We start from the raw sequence: 18506 nt of genomic DNA, 5'->3' as shown, positions 1-18506 counted from the left end.
GGCATCCGCAACGACATCGCCGAGACCACCACGGTGGAGAGCTCCACCGGCCACGGCCAGCGGGCAGGTGTCAGCCTCGGCCTGAGCGTGCTCTTCACCCAGGGCGTCGCCGCCTCCGTCCACCCGTTCTCCGCGGAACTCGGCTCCGGCCGCGCCGTGCAGTCGGCCGTGCAGGGGCAGACGAAGACGGCCGTCATCCACAACGGGCCGCAGCGCCGGTTCCGGGCCGTGCTGCGGGCGGAAGGCGAACTGGAAGCGAACGGGCGCTGGGCTCCGCGGGCCAACGGTCTGCGCACCCCTTCGGTGAGCCAGCCGTTCCACGCGCTGCTGGACGCCGAGATCCTCGTCCCGGAGCAGCAGGCGGACGCCTTCCTGGCCGCCATCCAGGCCGCGCCGGCGACCGAGGAGACGGCTGGGCAGGGAGCGTCGCAGCCTCAGGCCGAGGCGGCGACCGTGGCGTCGGCCGGGCAGTCGCCGTCGCGGTCCCAGGCCGAGGAGACAGCCGGGCAGTCGCCGTCGCAGGCGCAGCCCTCTCAGCGGGCCGCCGGAGCCGGGGGATGGTCCACCCGGATGGCCCGGCTGCGCCGGAAGGTCGCGCTGTGGCAGCGGCACAAGGCGGTCAGCCCGTTCCCCGAGGCCGGTCTGCCGGACCACGGCGGCACGGGCTTCACCACGGCCCAGATGGCGCAGATCGCGCGTCACCTGGACACGCTCGACGGCAAGGTCGCGCTGCACGTGCCGCACGGCCACGTCTTCGGCCCCGATGAGACGGTCGCGCTCGCCGAACTCCAGAGCCGCCGCGACCTGTCGGTGTTCGAGCTCGGCGACGCCGTCACCGGGGCGGCGCCGCACAGGGTCACGTTCACCCGCGCCCCGCGTCCGGCGACGACCCCCGACGGGGCGGTGGAACTGGCGTCCGCCGGTGCCGGGCAGGTCCGTGCCGATCGGGCCGAGGCCGGGGCCGGCGACCCGTACGCGCCCGACCTCGCCTACGGGTTCGTGGTGGACGAGTTCGGCATCAGCAGCGGGTGGGCGACTCGGCGCGGCAACCAGGGGTCCATGCCGAACCCTGCCCGGCGGGCGGAAGCGTCCACCGCCGTGAGCCAGGCCGCGGCGGCACCCGTCAGGACGATCCAGGACATCCTCAGGACGGCCAAGACCCAGGCCACGGCCGCGACGGAGGCCGCGTCCGCGTCCGCGACGGCATCCGCGTCCACGACCACGCCCACGCCCACGCCCACGACCGCGCCCACGACCGTGAAGCGGCCGGTCGCCCTGGTCACCGGGAACCCGGAGCGCATGCTGCCCGGCGTCCGGCCGCAGGTGGACGGGCTGGAGCAGGCGTCGGAGCTCGAACTGACCACGCTCCGGTCCCCGTGGCGACTGGCGGAGCGGTCCGGTCTGCCCGAGACCGGCTACGTGCTCAACGTCGCCGGCCGCGTGGTCTGGGGCTGGGAGCCCGGGGACGTGCCCGCCTGGGGCACCGCGAACGCGGCGGACGCCGCGGGATCGCCCTCGGCGGCGGCGCTGACCGGGCTGCTGCGCCAGGCCGGGAGGACCGGCCTGCAACTGGTCGTCGACCCGGAGAGCCCGGCCGCCGCCGTGCTCAGGGACGCCGTCACCGACCTTGCAGGTCTGGAGGCCGCGCAGCGTCTGGAGCTCCAGCGGCAGCACGCGCGGGCCTCGGAGAACGGCGGCGCCGGCTTCGACGGACTGCCGGTCGACGTCCTCGTGCGGATGCTGGTCTCCGACCCCGTGGTGCGGATCGTCGACGGCTTCGGCACCGTCCTGCCGGGGCTGAACGCCCGCGCCGTCCACCGCGAGACGAGGGCCGCCGCCGGGGGGAGCGGCCAGGCCGAGGCCACGGCCGTCAGCGTGGTGCGGGACGACGGCGTGGACATCTCGCGGCCGATGCGCGAGGAGTACACGCTGCACGCCGACGGCCGGCTGCTGCGGTCCGTGGTGTGGGGGCCGTCCGACGGCGTGAAGACCGGCCACGTCCGGCGGGCCCAGTTCGCCGCGGACCCGCTCACGGAGACGCCGGAGCTGGCGGCGCGGACCGACCTGGGCAGCGCCGCGCTGAAGGAGCTGCCCGGCGCGGACCGGATCAACACCGAGCTGCGGTCGATCGTCTACGGCATGATCAACGCGCGGTACGGGCTGCGCCGTTCCGACCTGGCGGCCGGTGCCGCGGGTGCCGGGCGCGAGGACCGGCCGGACCCCGCCGCAGCGCGGCTGCCCCGTGCCCGCAGGGCGAAGCTGGCCGTGCGCGAGCGGGCCGACGTCGACAAGCTGCTCCAGGTGAACACCAGCGCGCCGAAGGTGCGTGCCGCGCGGGGCCGGGGCTTCGACACCGGGCTGCGCGGGAAGTTCGCCGTGGGCGGCCGGACGTACGAGTGGTCGGTCCGGCAGGTGCTGCTGGACCGCGGTGCGGAGATAGCCAAGGAGACCGGCCTGGCCATCGACCACCAGACCAAGGGGAGCCGTTCCAGCACCCGGAACGTCACCCGCCGCTGGAAGGTCGGCGTGGACGGCGGCGCCACCGTCCACCTGCCCATCGAGGGCACCGCGCACCGGCTGGACATGGGTGAGATCGGCGCCGGTCTTGAGTACTCCCGTGACCTCCGCACCGCGCTGTCCGACAGCACCAAGGGGTACAGCCGGCTGCGCGGCGCGAACGCCGACACGGCCCGGCCCGACTACGAGGCGCTCTACCAGGTCACCGTCACCGAGACCCGCTGGGCACCCAGGTTCACCGCCCTTCGCGGGCACGCGGCCAGGAAGGCCGGCCGGATCATCTCCGGGGCCGACGTCCGGGTCCCGGCCATCGTCCACCCGGCCTTCCGGCCCGACGCCGGGACCGCGGCCGCGCCCGCGTTCCAGGACGCGTTCAAGGAGATCGCGGCCACGGCCGGCCGGGCGACCGAGCTGGACGCGTCCGACGTCGCCACACTGCTGGAGGACAAGAAGGGCACGATCGACTTCGCCGCCACGGGCACCGACGGCCTGCACATGACGATGAGCGGGCTGGGCGCCGCGGTGCGGGCCGCCGAGAACCTGGTGACCGCGCACGCCGCCGACGACCCCGAGCGGACCGACCTGTGGCGCGACCCGAAGTACGTCGCCGAGGTGGAGAAGGCGATCACCGAGGGGTTCCTGCGCGCCAACCAGAACCAGCTGTTCGGTACCGGCGGGGTCGTGGTGCCGCTGCCCAGGGAGAGCCACTGGAACCCGCTGCTGGCTCCCGTGGACGCCTCCCTGACGATCCGCGGCCACCTGGTCCCCGGCGATCCGGACGCCGAGTTCCGGGCGCCGGGCGTCTCCTTGGAGAGCTACGGCGAGGCCGACCTCAGGGCCACCACCGTCCGCTCCTCCCTGTGGGGGGTCGAGACGCACGGCGGCCTCGGTCCGGTCCTCCGCTTCGGAGTGCCCTCGGGAGAGCACGAGAGCGGCAGCCGCCGCGCCGTGATCGGCCCGCGCGTCGGTGCCTCCGTCGAGGGCCAGATGGGTTGGGGCCGGGGCACCCAGGAGTCGGAGACCCTGGGCAGCATCGACGTCTCCCTCCTCACCGAGCCGGGCGGCGAGCGGTCCGCCGCCTGGTTCAGCCGGGCCCATCTGGTGCTGGAGTTCACCAGCCTGCGCCAGCCGGTGGACGCGGGCCCGCTGGCCAAGGCGGCCGACAAGGTCAGGGGCCGCACGCGCAACAGCGAACCGACCCGGCGCGACGCGAACCTGCTGCTGGAGAACAGCGCGGAGCTGTCGATGACGGCGACCCTGCGCGAGGACCTCCAGCACGCCCAGGACACCGACTGGTTCACGCCCGGTCCCCGCGACACGCAGAAGCGGCACATCGACCGCCACGACACGGCCTTCGCTGCCGGCCGCGTCCTGTGGTTCGGCGACCAGACCGTCGCCTTCCGGGGCAGCGGCAGGAGCGGCAAGCCCATCGACGTCCCCGTGGGCAAGGGCGTGCTCGGCGCGATCGCGGCCGGCCTGGAGGACGCCGGCGTCTCCGCGACCCACCTCAACGACGCCTCGGACACCTGGCGTTCGCTGACCGCCACGTACGACACCGACGCGCTCAGGACCCACCCCGACGACCTGCGCGGCGTGGGGATGGTCAACCGGTACGAGTTCCCCGACTCCTACGGCACCACCCGGCAGTGGACGGTGTCCGTGACCGCCCGCGCGGGGGAGTTCGCGCACCTGCGCACCCGGGACAACGGCGTGGTCACCATGGGCGGCCAGTCCCTGACCCAGACCTCCGAGGGTGAAGTCACCACCAGCGGTCTGTCGTTGAAGGCCGCCGCCGAGGGGATGTACTCCGCCGACTTCGTCAACTACGGCCAGGGCGAGGCCAAGGCCGAGTACACGCGGGAGAGCAAGACCGGGATCGGCAGCACGGTGGTCGACCGCGACATCCGCCGGACCAACCCCGTGCCCCGTGGCGCGAACGCGCCCGAGACCGACGGGGAGGGTGAGGAGTTCACCGGCACGCTCGACGACCTCGTCATCAGGATCTACACCGACCTCGAACTGCCCGAGCCGCTGCGCCGCATCCCCGCCCTGGGAAGCGCGCAGAGCCCGACGCCGGTGGTCACGCTGCGGCCGGTGAAGCCGGCGCAGGCCGCGGACGGGGACAGCGCGGCTGCTCCGGCGTCGTCCGAGGCCGCAGCGGCGGAGACCGAGGCGGAGACCGAGGCGGAGACCGAGGCCGCCGCGGTGCCGTCGGCACAGGTCGCCGACGGAGTGACCGAGGCCGCTGACGGGGACAGCGGGGCCGCCGCGGTGCCGTCGGGCGAGGTCGCCGACGGAGTGACCGAGGCCGCCGCAGTGGCGTCGGACGACTGGGTGTCGGTGCCGCTGCGCACGGTCATCCCGCGCAACCTCACCGAGGAGGGCCCGCCCCCGGCGGCGACCGAGGAGGACGGCGACGGCGCCACGGCGGAGCCGCAGGTCCAACGCGTACCCGTCGGCAGGCCCGGCGCGCTGGAGCAGGAACTGGCGTTGAAACTCCAGCCGTTGACCTTCCCCGGCCTGGAGCACGTCGTCGAGTACGCCCCGCTCACCACGCTCGGCCAGGAGATCACCGACTACGCCTTCGACCACGCCCCGGAAGGCCGCGCGCCCCGCGTCCCCGACATCGAGGCGTTCCGCCCGACCATGGACCGTTCGGTCGAACTGCGGACCCGGCTCCGGCAGCGGAACGTGCGCGACAACGCCCCGCTGCTGTTCGAGCACCGGCACGCCCTGATCACCGACGGGCCGAACGAACCGGTGATCTCCCTCGGCGTGACGGTCGGCGTGGTCCGGCCCAAGGGCATGGCCGCGGACTACAGCGGTATGACGTTCAAGGAGCGGGCGGACGAGCCGGAGCACACCCACGAGCGGACGACCGGCCTGTCCGCCGACGTCACCCTGGGCGCCGGCGACCTGATCGGGGCGGGCCTGCCGGGCATCGGGCCCTCCGTCAGGTTCGGCACCGAGACGGCGGCGACCACCGGCGACTACGTCGAGAACAACCGCAACTTCCGCGGCATGACCCAGCCGTACGGCGGCGCGTTCAGCTATGTCGTCCGCGGCCCCCGCGGCAACGCGCTCGAAGTGCGGCAGGAGGAGGACTTCGAGGGCCTGCTCCCCGTCAAGTGGGCCGAGGAGCTGGCGGAACGCTTCCCGTCCCAGGTCGTCCACCCCGGCGCCGTCCAGCTGGCGGACGACGCCGACGCCCGGGACGCCGCGATCGCGCGACTGGGCGAGGCGGAGGCCCGGCGGCGCGCCGCGGCCACGGAGGCCGGAAACGCCGGTGACGGCCGGCCGCTGCGCCTGGTCGCCGACCTCAACGGCACGACGACGGGCGAGGACTTCCTGGCCGCCGCCCGGGGGCTAGCCGTGTCGGCGGGCGCCCTGGTCGACCTGGCCCTCGTGCACTACGACGGCACCCGTGCCAGCCGTGTGGAACACCTGCTGGTCGACCCCGCCCAGCCGGTGCACCGGACGGCCGTCGAGGCAGGCAGCGCCGCGCCGGAACTCCAGGCCAAGCGCGCGCACCAGCAGGACGAGGTGACGCGCACGAGGACCGCCTCGGACGAGGCCGTCCTCGCCGCGAGCCTTGCCATCCGGGCCGAGCGGACGGCCGCGGACGCGCTGGCGGGCGCGCTGGCCGCCGACCCCCGTGGCGTCGCGGAACTCCAGGCCGCGGCGGCGGAGGCCGCCCGGTACGCGGCGGCCCGGCGATCCGAGGCGGCGCGGGAGAACGGGCCCACCGCCGAGCAGGTCCGGGAGGCGGACGCCGCCGCCGAGGCCGCCCGCCAGGCGGCCGACAGCCGGACTGCGCTCGCCGAGGCCGCCGACGCGGCCACAACAGCGGTCGAGGCCGCACGGCAGCACATGGCCGAGGCGGAGCAGGCGTTCGACGCGGCCACGGCAGCGCTCGCCGAGACCACCGCCGAGGCCGACCGCGCCGACCAGGCCGCCGCCGCCTCCCGTGATGCCGCCGCCGACCGGGGCGAGGCCGTCACCGCCGCAGCGGAGAACCGGTCGGACCTCTCCCACCTCACCACGGCCGAAGTGGTGGGCCGCGCCTGGCAGGAGACGCCCTCCGGCTACGCCCTGCCCAGCGACAACGGCGAACTCGCCGACGCCCTCGTGCTCAAGCAGCTGCCCGGCGGCACCCGGGTGCTCGCGCTGGGCTCCCCGGACGCCGCCGGACGGTACACGTTGCGCGGCAAGGCCATGACGAAGGAGGCACTCGCCGACGCCATCGTCACCATGCTCACCACGGACGGGACGCAGCCCCCGCGCAGGCTCGTCCTGCACGGTTCGAGGACCGCGCCGCTCGCCCAGGCGCTCAGCCGTCCGCTGGCCCCCTACACCGTGGACGTGCTCGGCAGCCGGGGAGAGCCGAAGGCCGACGACTCGATCGCCGGCCGTATCCGCCGGACCGCCGACCGCTTCACCTCCGCCCCGGAGACCGGCTGGGCCGCCTACCGCGCCGGCGGGCTGATCGACACCGGCCGGCTCGGAGCGCGTACCCACGTGACCTCCGTGCTGACGGAGCTGCGCCGGCCCGAGTACCGGCCGACCGCGAAGGACCGCGCCGCCGCCACGGCCGCCCTGGACTACGGCTTCGGCGCGGCGGTGGAAGCGGTGCGAGCCGGCCGCACGGTACGGCCCAACCCGCTGGTCGTGCCGTTCGAGGAGGCCGGCCCGGAGCGGTTGCTCTCCGACAACGAGGCGGTGTGGCTCTACACCGTCAACGAGCGGGGCGACATCGTCCTGGGCAGGACGAAGGGCAGTGACGCCCTGACGCAGGCGGAGTTCGACCAGCTCCTGGTAGCGGAGCGCGAGATCCAACCCGACCTGACGGCGGACCAGCTGACGTCCCGGATCGACGGGCTGGACCACGCCGGACTGATTCTGACGCCCACTCAGGGCGGGGAATCCGTGGCCGGACGGGGTCGCGTGTCGGGCGAGCTCCGCTGGGACGGCGATCTCAGGTCGTGGACGGTCAACGCCAGCTCCGGCCAGTACATGAGCGCGGAGGCGCGGCCGGACCTCCATCCCGCCGACGCGGCGAGGTGGCTGGGCAATGTGGCCGCGCTCTTCTCCGAGAAGCTGGGTGTGCCCGTCCTGGGGATGCAGGCGATGGCCGCCCAGAAGGCAGCCGGGGAGGCGAACCCGCAGGCACCCATGGCCGAGGCGGAGCAGGTGGTGCCGGCGGCCGGGCGTTCTGGGCTCGTGAGTGGTGTTTCGCCGTCGGGCGGGGTGCCTGCCGGTGCGTCGGGTGGGGGTGTGGACCCGGACGAGATCTCGGCGGTTGTGGGGGATGGGCCGGCTGAGGATCCGGACTGGGTGCTGCCGAGTGGGGGTCCGGGGTGGGACTCGGAGCTGTTGGAGACGGTGAACCGCTGGCTGGGTCGTGAGCCGGGTTGGACCGGTGGTCCGGTGACCGCGGCCAGGGTGGCGGAGCTGTACGAGAGGTTGACGTCCACCCGGGATGCTCGTTGGGTGCCTCCGCTGAGGCATCAGGCGGCTGCGGGGATCGTCGACCTGGCGATGGGCCGGGAGCCGGGCTTCCTCCGGGGCGGCGCGCCGGAACGGCGGGACCTGTTCGACACGCTGGCTCGGAGCCTGGGTGCCGGTGTGGTGCGCCGCACGGACCGCTCGGATCTGATCGACGGGCTGTCGGTGTTGCTGGGGATGCGCCCGAAGGGGAGCGCCCCCAACAGCGTGTTGGGCTTGGAGCTTGCCGCCAGGCAGATGTGGGGTTGGGAGCCGAATGTACCGGTGACGGCGCAGGCCCAGATCGACCTGCTGTTGAGGGTGAGCCGTGCCAGGAAGGAAGGGTGGGCCGAGAACTACGCCTCGCTCAACGCCTATTTCCTGATGTTGCAGGGTGCGTTGGGCGAGGCGACGGAGGTGAGGACGGGGCGCGGAGCCTTCGCGGGACGGGACTTCACCGTGCAGGACCGCGGCAGCCGCTCCAACGTGGTGCTGAACCTGGACCTGATGTCGGTGCGGGGTCTGGGTACTTCCAGCGAGCCAGTGGGGCCGACCGTGATGCCGGCGGCGTGGGGTACTGGTGCCTATGGGGTGGTGGCCAGGAGGAATCCGCGCTCCGGTCGGGTTCAGGTGTTGGGCAGGTGGGTCCATTACACCGTGCTGGACGAGTTGCTGCGCAGGGACTCGGAGCGTGTCGCCAATAGCCCGATCGTGTTGCTGGTCGATGGTGCGGGTGTCGATCGAGCGGATTGGCCGCGGCATCTTGCGGAGGTGACGGGAAGTACGACGTGGTCGACCTACGCGAGGGTCGAGCTCCGCGCCGAGGTGGCGGCTACCACGAGGTGGATGACCTATGTGAAGGCCAGGTTCCGCTCGTCTGCGTCGGCTGAGGGCGGCCAGAGTGTGCAGAGTGTGCAGAGTGTGCACCCCATGGTGTGGTACGGCAGGCGGGAAGCGATGGCGTGGGGGTTCTTCCCCAGCTATCCCGGTATGGTCCGTGATCCGGGTGTGATGGTGCGGCCGCTCGACGGGTCGCCGGCGTTCCCGGAGAGCGACGTGCAGAGCTACACGCTGCCGATATCCGATTTTCGAGGTCTCACCGGACGGGCTTACTTCACTGCTCAGGACATGACTCGCGTAGCCTACGGGTTCCGGTACATGTCTGACGCTGTCAAGTATTTCGACTTCCGGACTGTGGATATCGAGGAGGAAGAAGGGCCCCTTCATGACCTGCCGTTCCCGTTGTCCCGGGCATACGTGGAGGTAGGGCACGGCCGGGGTGGACATGCGGACATGCCGAGGAAGAGCACCCAGAATGCGCAGCCCGTCGAGGACGATTACATCGCCGGTCTGGGGCTGCGTAGTAAGAGTCTGGAGCGGCTGCCTAGCGAATGGCCCGAGTATTTGCTGTACTGCCAACTCGGGAAGTGGCCGGACGGTGAAGACAGCCTGGAGTACCTGCCGGTTTACCAGAAGCGGTCCAACAACGACCGCCGGACCGTCGTCGTCGTGCCCGTGGCTGACACCATCATGGCTCCCCTGGGTGAGAGGCCCCCGCGGCTCGCCAAGATGGACGATCCGGATAATCCGCGCTTCAGGTATGAGGTGTATTACCCGGAGCCTGTGGGGGACAGGCTGCGGGAGATCGCGGACATTGCTGGGATGCCGGTGGAGTGGCCGGACCGGGAGGTGCGGGCGCTGCGCTGGGTGCGTGCGCTGCGTCAGGCGTTCGGCCGTGATGTGGATATCCGGCAGGGCTCGGGGGATTCGGATCGGTTCCGCGCTCTCATGCAGGGTGCGGGGCTGCTGGAGCGGCAGCGGGTCGGGGAGAACGCGGATGCCGTCCCCCTGTCGGGGCGGGTCCTTGACGGGATGCTGGACACCTTTGTCCAGCAGTATGGCGCACGGGATCCGAAGGCGGCCGAGGATCGGCTGGGGACCATGTTGCGGTATGCGCAACGCGGCTCGGCGGTGAAGGTCGGCTTCGAACTTCCGGGCAGTCAGCCTGCCGTTGCGCAGTCGGCACCTCAGGGGCCGGTGTCCGCGACACCGTCTCCCTTTGGCTCAAGGGGGTCCCAGTCTGGTCCGGAGGAAGAGGCCCGCGGTCGGAGCTGGAGGCCGAGGGCCCCGCGGTCCGGGCAGGTCACCCCTCCGGCGGTGCGCTTCGTCGTGGGGGCTGTAGAGGCTCAGGAGAACGTGCCCTCGGCGGTGGCGGCCGGGCGTTCTGGGCTCGCGAGTGGTGTTTCGTCGTCGGGTGGGGTTGTGGACCCGGACGCACGGCAGGTTGTGGACCCGGACGAGATCACTGTGGTCGAGGGGGCTGGGTCGGCCGAGGTGCCGGACTGGGTGCCGGCGGCTGCGGGTCCGGCGTGGGCCGACAGCTTGTTGGGGGACGTGAACGTCCTGCTGGGCAAGGAGCCGCGCTGGGCTGGTGGCCTGATGGACATGGCCACGTTGGCGGGGTGGTACGGGAAGCTGCCGAGTCCTTCGCGTGTGGGTGTCCTGCGCACGCCGATGTCTGTGACGGCTGGGTCGATCGTCGACCTGGCGATGGGCCGGGAGCTGGGCCGCCTGCGGGGTGGTGCCCCGCAGGGCCTGGACGCCGGGGTGCGCCAGGCTGGCGGGCCGGTGCGTGCGGAGGTGGGGGATGCCCTGATCGTCGGCCTGGGTGCCGGTGTGGAGGCTCGCGGGGATTATCCGGCCGAGTCGGGCGGTTCGCCCGGCCAGGGCGCGCCGGCGCCGACGGGCGACGCGCGGCGTGCCGCGCGGTGGGCGCGGACGATGGGGGTGCCGCGGGCTGAACTGCCGCACGTCCCCGCCGTGGTGGAGCGGCTGCGGGAATGGGTCGGCGAACTCGGCCACACGGTGCCCGAGGGGGTGTGGGACCGGCTTCCGCAGCGGCTCCTGTCCAACTACCAGTTCATGGTGGCGAACGACGACGGGCGCCCCCAGGGCATGCTGGTGCCGCTCGGACCGGTCGAGGCCCTGATCTCCCTGGACCCCTCGGACCCGCTCCCGTACGAGGGCTCCGGCCACGTGGACGGGCGCCGCATGCTGCCGCCGATCGTCGAGGTGTCAGAGGCGGAGGAGGACGGGGCGTCGGCGGCGGAGGTGTCCGGGGCGTCGGAGGCGGAGCAGAACGCCGCGACCGGCTCCCTCACGAAGCCCAAGAAGCAGGCGTACCGGGCCACCGCCACGGTGAACTCCTCCTTCGCCACCGGCGGTCACACCCAGACGCGGTCCGGTGGCACGTCGGCCACCCGCGGGTTCGTGTCGCTGAGCTACGGCTTCGGCCTGATGGGGATCATTCATGCGCTCAGCGTCGGTGCGAGCCTTGGCGGGTCGGCGAACGTCTCCAGCCGCTCTGCTACGCACCTGGACGACGCCGAGCGCGGGCGCGTCGAGGACAACCGCGACTCCCGGGGTCCGGTCCTGCTGTCCTACCGGGCCAACTGGCGGCTGCGGCTGCGTCCGGTGGGCCAGGCGGCCTGGCCGGAGCCGCGGTCCGTGGCCGAGCCGCTCGGCGAGTCCCTGCTGCTGTGGGTGGGGCGGCCCTACCTGGACCAGGCGGGGGAGCAGGTGGTGGGGACGGGGCCGCAGGTGCTGCGGAACCGGATTCCCGGCCACTACTTCGCCACTGGCCTGACCGGTCTGCCCGGGCTCTTCGACGAGATCGTCCGGGTGGCGGGGGAGGGCGGGACGCCGTTGTCGGAGGACCAGCGGGTCAGGGACGAGTTGGTGCACCGGCTGTGGAACCTTCAGACGTTCCTCGACGAGGCGGTCAACAGCGACCGGGGCTACACCTTCCGGCTGCACGACCGCTACGGGCGGACCGTGGCGACGGTCAGTGTGCACAGCGAGCGGCTGAACGCCGGGGCGGAGCAGGTGGTCGGTGCCACCAGCAGTGAGGCCCATGTGGAGAACGTGCGCACGGCCATCGACGGCATCGGTGGTGGCCACACCCTCTCCCAGAGTTCCACTCTGACGCCGTTGACCGCGGAGCTCGACCTGCTGCCCGCCCCGGCGAGCCACCCGAGTGCGGGGCTTGGCGTCAATCTCAGCCTGTCGACCTCGTGGAGCAGTTCGGAGTCGGTCGGCTCGACGCGTACCGGCCTGTGGGTGATGGTCCCTCGCTTCACCGGTCCTACCTCCGCCTATGTCGGCAGCTTCCGGCACCGGGCGCGGATCCAGCTCCGGCGTGACCGGGCCGGCGACGTCCGGTTGACCGAGCCGGTGGACGGCGAGGCGCTGCTGCGCATCCCGCGGCAGGAGGCGTTCCGGCACGGCTTCCCCGTCGACCAGGAGGCGCTGTACGACCCGGGCGCCGTCGTCGGCGCCACTGTGCCCTACGCCCCGGAGGCGATCAGAGACGCGCCCACGCAGGAGCAGCGTGTCCCGCGCGCCCTGCCGGCCCATCTGGCCGACTCCACGCAGTACCGCGGTATCGGTATGGGTCTGGTGGAGGTGAAGGAGGAGACCTCCGACCTGCTCTATGAGGCGATTGCGGAGCAGTTGGAACGGCACGGTTTCCTGCTGCCGCACCAGGACAACCCGCTCGGCGGCCGGTCCTGGTGGCAGTTGGGCTCGGGCCTGGACAGCCGGGTCCACAACGAGGACCTGCTGCGCAAGTTCCTGGTCGACGGCCTGGCGGTCAACCATGACCGTATACATCAGGACGGGCTCACCTTCGAACTGCGCCGCCAGCGTGGCTTCGCCGGTGTGGAGTTCGACGTGGACGCCGCCCGGATCACCATCACCGCCCGTGCCACCGGGCCGGTGGAGTTCCTCGACTCCGCCTCCGACCACCACCTGGTCAACCTGGCGATGGGCATGGACAGCGCGTCGGCCACCGCGGGCGGCGGGCAGAGCGTGTCGGCCGCGCTGCGGGCCAAGGGCTACTTCCAGCACCTGCTCGGCGGCGCGGAGGGCGTCGGCCTCAGCTTCGGACGGTCCGCCTCGGACTCGGTGTTCTACCTCAACAACCGGCCCGAGCTGCTGGAGTACAGCGGGGGCGACTTCCTGCGGCTGAAGGTCACCAGCACCTACACCGCCACGATCAGCTTCCGGCACAGCGGGCTGGCCGGCAGCGTCAACCCCGGGCGGCGCGACCCGGAGCCGGTGGTGGTCCGCGACCAGCCGGCGATCGTCCGGGTGCTGCCGCTGGGTGACGGCGCGCAGGGATCGGCCATTGGTACCAAGGACAGCACGCCGGCCCGGGTGCTGGACCAGGCGGTCATCTACCACCTGGACGCCACCGGCTTCCGCCAGGTGCTGTCCGACCTCGTCGGCGCCGACCTGGACGGGCCGCACGGACCGGCCGCCCGGGCCCACGACTCGATCACCGCCTCCCTGCGCGCCCATTTCAAGGAGGCCGCCTTCGGCGCCCTGACCACGGACCAGATCTTCGACAACGGCCTGATACGTGACACGCACGTCGCGGTGAACGTGCGGGCCGATCTCGGCCGTTCGGATTTCGTCGGCGCCAGTACCAAGCCGTTCGTGCAGGGTTTGATCAAGCTGTGGCTGGCCCAGTCCACCACCAGCACCTCGAACTGGCGGGCGCTGTCGTGGATTCAGGCTGACGTCACCGTCGGAGGCCCGGCCGCGGCGGGCACGGTGACCAGCTCCGGCGGGGCCGACGCGACGCGGCGCTGGCAGTTCAACTCCTCGCAGAGCTACGGCGTCGCCGGAGCCAAGGAGCTGATCGCCCTCAGCTTCTCGCACGTCTACCTCTACCGCTCGCACGCCGACTTCACCCTGAGCACCATGCGCGAGGCCCACGGCAAGTTCGCCGTGGCCGACTACCGGCCGGGCAGCGGTCAGGTCGGCGACCGTCAGGTGATGTACCTGGTGCCCGAGCCGGAGGCCCTGGGCCACTACGCGCGCGGTGACCTGCCCGTCTCTCACGAGCAGCTCGCCGACGCCATGAAGCGCTGGTCGAAGGGCACGCTGAAGCTCAACCCCAACACGGTGGCCGGTGTCCTCGCCCGCTGGCAGGGCACCCCCGACACCCGGACCGGGACGGGTGGCCAGGTCGCCGAACCCGACACCCGGACCGGGACGGGTGGCCACGCCGCGGAACCCGTCACCCGGACCGGGACCGGCGGCCAGGTCGCCGAACCCGTCACCCGGGCCAAGATCGGCGGCTACGCCGTGGAACTGCGCGGGCTGCACTTCGCCGGCAAGGCGGTGGTGTGGGATGACCAGGCCCGGGACGCCTTCAACGCCGCTTTCAAGGACCTGTCGCTCGATGAGCGGGGCAATCCGCTGGCCGCGTTGAGGCTGCCGGAGTACCTGGTCCGCCAGGACGAGGGCGGTGCCATGCTCGGCCACAGCAACGTCCTGAGCATCGACCACGAGGGCGGGAGGTCCACGGCCGACCTGTTCCGCCAGGCGGTGGAGGAGGCGGCCCCCGGGCTCCTCACCCACGGCCCCGAGCTGTGGAACACCTACGGCCGCCACATCGGCCGCCTCCAGGGCTCCCTGGACACCGTGGTCGGACTCTTCGGCCGGGGCCGGGACGACGCCGCCTACGAGGACCTGCTGTCGTCGGACGGTGTCGAGTTCTACCTCGTCAACCAGGTCGGCTGGCTGCTGGCCGACGTGGTGAAGGTGACCTTGCGGGCCCGGCTGCTGGACGGCCCCTCGATCGTGGACGAGCGGGCCGACGCCGGTCTGGAGAACTACAGCCACCACTACACCAACACCTCCGTGGGCACCTCGCGCGACGACGTGCAGAGCGTCACCGTCGGCAAGATGGGGGACTCGCAGGCCCACGGCGGCGGCGGCGCGGCGCTGGCCTCCTCCAGCGGGACGCACCGCGGCACCACCCACAGCGAGGCCGGTGTGCAGGAGCAGACCGTCTACGCCTGGAACGGCCTCTACGAGGTGCACGTCCCGCACCACTTCACCGTCACCGCCGTCCGCCTCGACATGGCGGGCCGCCCCCTCAACGAGGCGGCTGTCGGGGCGTTCCGGGCCGCCAAGGGCCTGGACAGGCCCAGAGTCGCGCACGCCCGCGGCACCACCCGGCTCCAGCTGCCGCGCGGCATCGTCGAGGCCCGCCCGCATCCGGCGGCCGACCTGCTGGCCGGGCTCACCGACCCGTACGCCCCGAACCCGGTGCGCGACCTGCGCCGGCTGCCCAAGCCGCCGGGCGACGCCTACGTCGTCGGCGTGTCCTTCGCCGACATCCTGCCCGCGGGGCATCGCCTGATGCGCCAGGTGTTCGGCAGCGGCGCCGACTCCGAGCGCTACCGCGGCAGCCCCTCCCTGCCGGTACTGCTCTCGCGCACCCATCTGGGCAACGTGCTCGGCCGGTTGGGCCCCGACGACACGGTGCAGATCGCCGAGCACCTCTTCGTGCCCGGCCGCTCCTCCCACGGGGCGCGGCTGCACCTGCAAAGCAGCGCCTACGACCTCCAGGTGCTCGGCGACGTCGACGGCACCGGCACCGGCCGCTACAACAAGCACCAGAGCGGGACCACCGCCTCGGCGAGCACCGACCAGTGGAAGCCGAACCTCTCCGCCAACGGCAACGGCGGCAGCGCCTTCGCCGAGCACCCCTCCGACTCCGGCTCCGCCTCTTCCAGCGCCAACCACCTCACCTCGCTCTCCCACTCCGCCGGCGACACCAACAACTACCGCCGCGAGCAGCACGTCAAGCAGCAGGGCGACACCCAGCTGGTGCGCGTCAGGGTCCAGTTGCGGCTGCACGCCGAGAAGGTCCGCCGGCGCATCTTCAAAGACCCGCTGCCCGAGGGCGAGTTCACCAGCGATCCCATCAACGGCGAGATGTACCTGGAGATGTCACGCGACGAGGTCGACCAGTTCCGCACGCGGCTCACGCCCGTCCGCCGCGACCCGGCCGGACAGCACGAGGGCTGGCGCCAGGCGGAGACCGCCCGGCCCCTCGACCTCACCCCGCTGCTACTCGACGCGGCGGGGGCCCGCGGCGCCGACGCCGTCCGCGCCGACCTCGCCGTCAGCCGCATGGTGCGGGCCCGCCTCGGCGACTCCTGGGCCGGCACCGCACGCGGCCTCGCCCTCACCCTGGACCGTGACACGCTCGCCCTCGAAGCGCACCGCGCCGTCCTGTCCTGGGCCGTCGACCGGCTGGGCAGGGTCCTGCCCGCCGTCCCCGGAACCCAGGCCGCCGAGGTCCTGTCGATCGACGCCGCCGCCGCGTACGCCACCGCCCTGGAGGACCTGCCCGCCGCCGCGTCCCCCGGCGCCGCCGCACACCTGAACCCCGCCACGGCCGAGGTCGTGACCGCCGTTCAGGCACACCTCGCCGCGCGGCCCGGCAGCCTCCCGGGCACGCCGGTCCCGCCGCCCCCGCACGCCACCTTCGCCGCGCTGGACCCCGCCGCCCTGGCCCGGGACATCGCGCACCACCTGGACGCCCACGTCCGCTACCTCCCCCACGAGGCGCCCCACGCGCCCCAGTGGATCGCCCCCGACGGAGAGATCCACCCCGCCCCGCCCGCTGCTTCCCCTGTCCTGTCGGAGGCGCGACAGGACGCCGGCCTGCCGTCAGTCGGCCAGGTATCGCCGCGGCCCGCCGCGACCGGGAGCAGCCCTGACCGTGTCCAGGACGCGCAGAGGAGGGTCCAGCCGCGGGCGGCTGCTGGTAGCGCCCTTGACGACGAGATTTCCGAGGTTGTTGGGGATGGGCCGGTTGAGGATCCGGACGGGGTGCCGCCGGACGTTGCTGAGAGGGAAAAGCGGGGTTGGGACAGGGCGCTGTTGGAGGAGGTGAACCGCCGGCTGGGTCGTGAGCGGGGTTGGACCGGCGGTCGGGTGGGTGCGGCCTGGGTGGCGGAGCGGTACAAGGAGCTTCCGCGCGCTTGGTGGGCTGTCCCGCAGCCTCGGCCGATGCATGAGGTGGCTGCGGGGATCGTCGAGCTGGCGATGGGCCGGGAGCTGGGCGTCCTCCGGGGAGGCGGTTCCTCGCTGCCGGAACCGGCCGAGGCCGTGCGGTCCGAGCAGGTGGCGGCTCCGGCGGAGGGCACGGCTCCGGCAGAGGACGCGGCCTGGCCGGCGGTCGAGGCCCAGCGGAACGTGTCGCTGGTCGCGGGGGCCGTGTCCGTGCCCGGGATCGTCGTCACTCCGCCGCCGGGGGAGGGCGTCGCCCTGGTGCCCGGGGAGGCCGCGGCCGCTCCTCGGGCGCCGTGGTACGTGGAACACGGCATGCTCGGCGAGGTCGAGGTGACGGAGGTCCCGGAGTGGACGGAGGAGCGAGCCGACAAGGCGGCGAGCGACCTGCTCCGGAACCTGTCCCTGAGCGATGTCCTGACGTTGGGTCAGCGGGAGAAGGTCCACGCCGCCGTCCGGGAGATGCTGCTGACGCGGGTCGTGACCGAGAAGGGGACCGTCGACGGGGAGAAGACCGCCGACGCCTGGCTGGGTCTGCTGCTCAACGGGCAACTCATCGACGAGGGCGGCACGTTGGTGTGGCTGCGGCCGGTCCTGGACGGGCTGGCGTACCGGCCGCCGGTGGGCGGGCAGCCGCCGGTGCGCCAGTACAACGTGTCGTTCAGCGGCACCTCGACGGAGACGGTGCGGGAGAAGTCCACGTTCAAGGCGTTCGACGCGGTGCTGTACTCGGCGTTCAACATCGCCTCGGCCGCGGCGTCCGCGGCGGTGCTGGGTGTGCCGCAGATCGTGAGCGAGTCGGCCAGGACCAGCAAGGCGGGTTCGCGCAGGAACGTCATCAACGGCCGCAAGCTCTTCGTCGGGGACACCAACGAGTTCACCGGAGGCCTGCGGCTGCGGATCTTCGTGAACGGCACGGAACAGCACCAGAGTCCGCGGTACCGGCCGCCGACCGTCGAGCGCGGGCTGGGGCTGAAGTTCCCCCAGGACTTCTCCCTGCCGGACGAGCCGCGTCCGGACGTGGAACGGCGCCCGCGGACCCCGGGGGACGACAGCGGGACGCAGCGGATGCGCAGGGGCGGCGAGGTCCTCAACGCCGTCGACCTGACCGAGCCGCTGGCGGCCCTGCAACGGCGGCTGACCGGTGCGAAGCTGACCGCTGCCGCCGTCAAGGACATCACCGCCGAGGCACAGCACCAGCTGAACGAGCGCACCGCGCGCAACCGCAGCCGGTGGTGGCTCACCAGCGGTGATCCGGGAGGCAAGATCCGGTCCGGCACGCTGCTGCGGGGCGGCGGCCGCTTCCGTGGACACTTCCGTATCCGGACGTCCGTGCGAAGCCTGGAGTTCCTGCAGGTGGCGCAGGGCGCCGCGGGCAAGGGCGTCGCGACCCGGGAGGACCTGGGCGGCGGCCTGGCCGCCGTCCTGGGGTCCGGCGGGGAGAGCGTCGCCACGGCCGTGGTGCGCGACAACATCACCGGTCTGGTCGACCCGGCCGCGCTCGTTCCCGGCCGGGCGGTCCAGCCCAAGGGCATCGCCCCACTGTTCAGCGCCGCCTTCGGCCGCAACCGGGGCTGGAGCTACAGCCTCACCTCCCAGGGCCTGGGCCACACCGTCCTCAACACCAC

1 protein-coding gene (only partly in view) is annotated in these 18506 nt (G+C 72.9%); it reads left to right on the top strand.

This entire window lies inside a single protein-coding gene on the top strand: locus tag BS72_RS14245, encoding a hypothetical protein (protein ID WP_157856226.1). The 46593-nt coding sequence extends 12990 nt beyond the window's left edge and 15097 nt beyond its right edge, so the window shows coding positions 12991–31496, spanning codon 4331 (complete) through codon 10499 (partial); the first complete codon in view begins at nucleotide 1. The start codon and the stop codon both lie outside this window.

The organism is Actinacidiphila yeochonensis CN732 (assembly GCF_000745345.1).
GTDB lineage: Bacteria > Actinomycetota > Actinomycetes > Streptomycetales > Streptomycetaceae > Actinacidiphila > Actinacidiphila yeochonensis.
The sequence above is the reverse complement of the archived record's forward strand: the minus strand, read 5'-3'. Positions and strand labels throughout refer to the sequence as shown.